Consider the following 5,320-nt stretch of genomic DNA (forward strand, 5'->3'; position numbering starts at 1 on the left):
GGCTAGAACGTCACCAGCGCCCGGCCGCCCTTTCCGGCCAGCATGTTCTCGAACGCCGCCGGGATGTCCTCCAGACCGATCCGTTCCGTCACCAGCAGGCCGAGGTCCAGGCGGCCCGCGCGGATGTGGTCGCCCAGGACCGGGACGTCGCGGGCCGGGTCCGTGTTGCCGTAGACGCAGCCGGAGAGGGTGCGGCCCCAGTGGAAGATCTCCAGGGCGTTGAAGGTGACCTGCTGGTCCTTGCCGCCGATGCCGACGACCGTGGTACGGCCGCCGCGGCGGGTGGAGTCCCAGGCGGCGCGGATGGTGGCGGCGCGGCCCACGCACTCGATCGCCACGTCCACGCCCTGCTTGCCGGTCAGGGCGCGGATCTCGCGGGCGGTGCTGTCCGAGGCGACGACGTAGTCGGTGGCGCCGGCCGCGCGGGCCAGCTCCTCCTTCGCCGCCGAGACATCGACCGCGATGATCCGGGAGGCGCCCGCGATCCGCGCCGACTGGATCGCGGCGAGGCCGACTCCGCCCACGCCGTGCACGGCGACCGTCTCGCCCTCGCGGACGCGTGCCGAGTGGTGGACGGCGCCGTAGCCGGTGAGGACGGCGCAGCCGAGCAGGGCCGCCTCGGCGAGGGGGACGCCCTCGGGGGCGGGCAGGACGCAGGACGCGGAGACGACGGTCTCCTCGGCGAACGCCGCCACGTTCAGGCCGGGGTGCAGCTCGGTGCCGTCGGAGACCCGGCGGGCGTGGATGTTGGCGGCCCCATTGAGGGCGTTCCCGCACAGCCACACCTCGCCGCGCGCGCAGGCCGGGCAACCGCCGCAGGAAGGCGCCCAGTTCAGGACGACCCCGGAGCCGGGGGCGATACCGGTGACGCCCTCGCCGACCGCGGTCACGGTGCCCGCGCCCTCGTGGCCGAGGATCGCCGGGACCGGCACCACCATGGTGCCGTTGGACAGGGACAGGTCGGAGTGGCAGACGCCCGCGGCGGCGAGCCGGACGCGGACCTGGCCGGGTCCGGGTTCGGGGAGTTCGATCTCGGCGAGCTCCAGCGGGGCGCCCACGGCGGGCAGGACAGCGGCGCGAACCATGAGGTGGTGAACTCCTCTTAGAACTGGAGGGACTTGGTCTGGAGGTACTCGGCGAGTCCGTGCGCGCCGAGCTCCCGGCCGACGCCGGACTGCTTGTAACCGCCGAAGGGGGCGCGGGGGTTGAAGCGGCCGCCGTTGATGTCGACCTGCCCGGTCTCCATGCGGCGCGCGAAGGCGACCGCCTCGGCCTCCTCGCCCCACACCGCACCGGCCAGGCCGTAGACCGTGCCGTTGGCGATGCGCAGGGCGTCCTCGGTGTCCTCGTAGCGCAGGACCGACAGGACCGGGCCGAAGATCTCCTCCTGCGCGATGGTCATCTCGGGGGTGACGTCGGCGAAGACGGTCGGGCTGACGAAGTAGCCGCGCTCGCGCGGGGATTCGGTGCCGCCCGCGACCAGGCGGGCGCCCTCGGCGACGCCCTTGTCGATGTAGCCGCGCACCCGGTCCCGCTGGCGGGCGTTGACCAGCGGCCCGATGCGCTCGCCGTACTTCGCGGCGGCCGTGATCGCGAGTTCCACGGCCTCGTCGTACTGGGAGGTGTGCACCAGCATCCGGGTCCAGGCGCTGCACGTCTGGCCGGAGTTGGACATGACGTTGGCGACGCCGACGTTGACCGCCTTGGCGAGGTCGGCGCTCGGCAGGATCACGTTGGCGGACTTGCCGCCGAGTTCGAGGGCGACCTTCTTGACGGCGGCCCCGGCCGTGACGGCGATCTGCTTGCCGACGGCGGTGGAGCCGGTGAAGGAGACCAGGTCGACGCCCGGGTGCTCGGCGAGGGCCTGGCCCGCGATCCGGCCGATGCCGGTGACCAGGTTGAAGACGCCCGCCGGGAACTGCGCCTCGTGGATCGCCTCGGCGAAGAGCTGGGCGGTCAGCGGGGTGTCCTCGGCGGGCTTGAGGACGACCGTGCAGCCCGCGGCGAGGGCGGGGGCGACCTTGGCGACGATCTGGTGGAGCGGGTAGTTCCACGGGGTGATCGCGCCGACCACGCCGATCGGCTCGTGCAGCACGGTGGAGTTGCCGACCTTCTCCTCGAAGGAGTGCGTGGCGGCGAGTTCGGCGTAGGAGGCGGCGACCGCGATCGGCACGGCGGCGTGCACGGCCTGGGAGAAGTTGAGCGGGGAGCCGAGTTCGGCGGTGACCGTCTCGGCGATCTCGTCCTTGCGGGCGGTGAGGACGTCACGGAGGGCGGCCAGGCGGGCCGCGCGTTCGGCGGGCGCCGTGGCGGCCCAGGCCGGGAGGGCGGCGCGGGCCGCGCGTACGGCGGTGTCGACGTCCTCGGCGGTGCCGGCCGGGACCTGGCCGATGACCTGTTCGGCGGCCGGGTCGATCACGTCGATCGGGTCCCGGCCGACGGCGGGGCGCCAGGCTCCGTCGATGTAGAAGCCGTCGTGTGCCTTCATCGCGTTCCTTCCGGGCGTCTTGCGACTGCGGGACGCCCTTAAACTAGCGCCGTTAGTTTTCCGGCACCAGGGACCGCCCGCATGGCACAGCTCACCCTGCCCGGAAGGTGCTCAGAAGTCGACTTCCACCCGGTCGTCCACCCTCCCCACCGCCTCCTGGCCGAACTCCTTCTCGTAGGCGCGGCGGATCTCCTCGATCTTGCGGTCGCCGGTCCGCGCGGCGGCCACCGGGTAGAGCAGGACCAGTTCGTAGGAGCGTTCCTTGTCGATGCTGCCGTCGGCGTTCCGCCACTGGCCGCGGCTGGTGCGCACGGTCAGGCCGTCGGGGAAGGCCGGGGTGACCTCCTCGTCGACGAAGGCCATGAACTGCTCGTCGGTGACGGCCGGTCCGCCGTCGGGGCGCTCGGTGCCGAAGAAGAGCAGCGTCTCGACGTAGGGGTCACCGCGCAGCGCGGCACCGCCGGTCTCGGCGTCGTCGAAGGCGGCGTACGCGGTCGGTGCCGCCACGGCGAGCAGGAGTCCGGCGGTGACCAGGGCGGCCCGGCTGCGCAGGCGCTGGGTGAGGGAGACGTTCATGCTCCCATCACTTACGGGCTCTACTCCGCGAGATCGGGCAGCCGCGCCGGAGCGGGGCAGATCCGTTCGCCGTCCTGGTCGAAGACGAACATGTGGGCGATGTCGACCAGGAGCGGCACCTGCATGCCGTGCCGGAGGTCGAGGTCGGGGGTGGTCCGCACGATCAGGTCGCCGGGCAGCCGCCCCTCGGGCGGTACGGGTTCGAAGGGGCGCTCCTCACCTGCGTCGGCCGGGTCGTCCAGCACCGCCACGGCCGACGAACCCGCCCGCAGCGCGCCCGCCCGCTCCCGGATCCGGTCCAGGACGGTGCCGCCCTCCCGTCTGCGCCGCCGGTCCCGGCGCGCCGGGCGCGGGGCCTCCAGTTCGGGCACGACGGCGGGCCGGGAGCCGGTGTTGAAGTGGACGAGCATCTCGTGGCCCTGGAACTCGACGTGCTCCACCAGACCGGTGAGCACCACCTCGCCGGGCCGGGCGGAGGTCGGTTTGGCGATCCGCACCGCCTCCGAGCGCAGGCCCACGATGATCTCGCGGCCCTGCTGGACCCGGAGCAACTGGTGGTCCAGGGAAAGGGGTTCGGGCAGCCGCAGGAACTGCTTGCCGAGGCTGATGGTCATCGCGCCGTCGAGCGGGGCGCGGACGACTCCGCGCAGCAGGTTGATGCGCGGGGTGCCGATGAAGGCGGCGACGAAGACATTGCGGGGCAGGGCGTAGACCTCGCGCGGGGTGCCGATCTGCTGGAGCACGCCGCCGCGCAGCACGGCGACCCGGTCGCCGAGCGACATGGCCTCGGACTGGTCATGGGTGACGTAGATGGTGGTGACGCCCAACTCGCGGGTGAGCTTGGTGATCTCGGCGCGCAGGTGGTTGCGGAGCTTGGCGTCGAGGTTGGACAGCGGCTCATCCATCAGGAAGGCGGAGGGGTGGCGGGCGATGGCCCGGCCCATGGCGACCCGCTGGCGTTCACCGCCGGAGAGCTGGGCGGGCAACCGGTCGAGGAGGTCCTCGATGCCGAGCATCCGGGCGGTGGCGTCCACGCGGGGGCTCGGGTCCTCGCCGGGCGCCTCGATGCGCAGCGGGAAGCTGATGTTGTCGCGGCTGGACATGCTCGGGTAGAGGGCGAAGTTCTGGAAGACCATCGCCATGTCCCGTCCGGAGGGCGGCAGATCGTTGGCCCACTCGCCGTCGAGGAACAGTTCGCCCTCGTCGATCTCCTCAAGTCCGGCGATCATTCTCAGCACCGTCGACTTGCCGCAGCCCGACGGGCCGAGCAGGACGAGGAATTCACCGGGATCGATGTCCAACGAGAGCCGTTCGACCACGCGAACACCTTTCGCGTAGCTCTTGCTCACGTTGTGCAGAGAGATGGCGCGTGTCATGTGGGGTGCCCCCGGGGGCTGGGTTCGGCGGCCCTGGTGCTCCGCGACGGGATGCCCCGTGCGGGTCGTACGGGGCCTGTGAGTCACGGAAGTTAACGGAATGTGCGCGCCCGGGGGAAGAGGGTGAACGCGATCCGCTCGCAGCGTCCACTACGTGAGAAAGCGGACGGCCGAATTCAGCGTTGCCCCGGGCGGGACGGGGCGTCCCGGACCTCGACGAGGTGGGCGAAGACCACCAGATTGCCGGAATAACCCGTTCTGCGGTTGTAGCTTCCGCCACAGGTGATCAGCCGCAGTTCGGGGCGGGCCCGGGGCCCGTACACCTCACGGTTGGGGAACCGGTCCTTCTCGTACGACCTCACCTTGTCGACGGCGTAGACGGCGGTCCGCCCGTCGGCGCGCCGCACCTCGACCCGGTGGCCGCGCCCGAGTTCGGAGAGCCCGGCGAAGACGGCGGGTCCGGTGTCGGTGTCCAGGTGTCCCACGGCGACGGCGGTGCCCGGGGCGCCGGGGGACGGCCCGTCGGCGTACCAGCCGACGAGGTTGGGGTCGTCGTCGTCCGGTGCGGGCAGGCGGCGTTCACGGTCCAGGCGCAGATCGACGACGGGGGCGTCGACGTCGAGGTAGGGGATGGCCAGGCGGGCGGCGCGGGAGCGCGGGAGGGGGGCGGCGGGGTTCCGGGGCCCGGAACGGGGCTTCGGAGGCGGCCGCTTGGGGGAGGCGGCGGGCCGATCGGGAGAGGCGGCAGGCCGGTCGGGAGAGGCGGCAGGCCGGTCGGGAGAGGCGGCAGGCCGGTCGGGAGAGGCGGCGGGCCGGTCGGGAGAGGCGGCGGGCCGGTCGGGAGAGGCGGCGGGCCGGTCGGGGATGCCTCGATCCGGGC

General features: G+C 72.7%; 5 protein-coding genes. All 5 read right to left on the reverse strand.

Annotated features, from left to right (window positions below):
* Positions 1–2 precede the first annotated feature (2 nt).
* Positions 3–1,085: a Zn-dependent alcohol dehydrogenase gene (locus tag GA0115233_RS39460; protein ID WP_093725562.1), complete on the reverse strand. Its 1,083-nt coding sequence runs from the start codon at positions 1,083–1,085 to the stop codon at positions 3–5.
* Positions 1,086–1,102: 17 nt separating this feature from the next.
* Positions 1,103–2,488, reverse strand: coding sequence for an aldehyde dehydrogenase family protein (locus GA0115233_RS39465; RefSeq protein ID WP_093725564.1), 1,386 nt, complete (start codon positions 2,486–2,488; stop codon positions 1,103–1,105).
* A gap of 111 nt (positions 2,489–2,599) precedes the next feature.
* On the reverse strand, positions 2,600–3,064 hold the full coding sequence (locus GA0115233_RS39470; protein ID WP_093725566.1) for a DUF3574 domain-containing protein: 465 nt from the start codon (positions 3,062–3,064) through the stop codon (positions 2,600–2,602).
* A 20-nt stretch (positions 3,065–3,084) separates the two neighbouring features.
* Positions 3,085–4,440 (reverse strand): ABC transporter ATP-binding protein, encoded by a 1,356-nt coding sequence (locus tag GA0115233_RS39475; RefSeq protein ID WP_093725568.1) that lies wholly within the window; start codon positions 4,438–4,440, stop codon positions 3,085–3,087.
* A gap of 176 nt (positions 4,441–4,616) precedes the next feature.
* Positions 4,617–5,306, reverse strand: a complete 690-nt coding sequence (locus GA0115233_RS39480) for a class F sortase (protein WP_093725570.1) — start codon at positions 5,304–5,306, stop codon at positions 4,617–4,619.
* Positions 5,307–5,320 lie beyond the last annotated feature (14 nt).

This window comes from Streptomyces sp. DI166, assembly GCF_900091315.1.
GTDB classification, from domain to species: Bacteria; Actinomycetota; Actinomycetes; order Streptomycetales; family Streptomycetaceae; genus Streptomyces; species Streptomyces fuscus.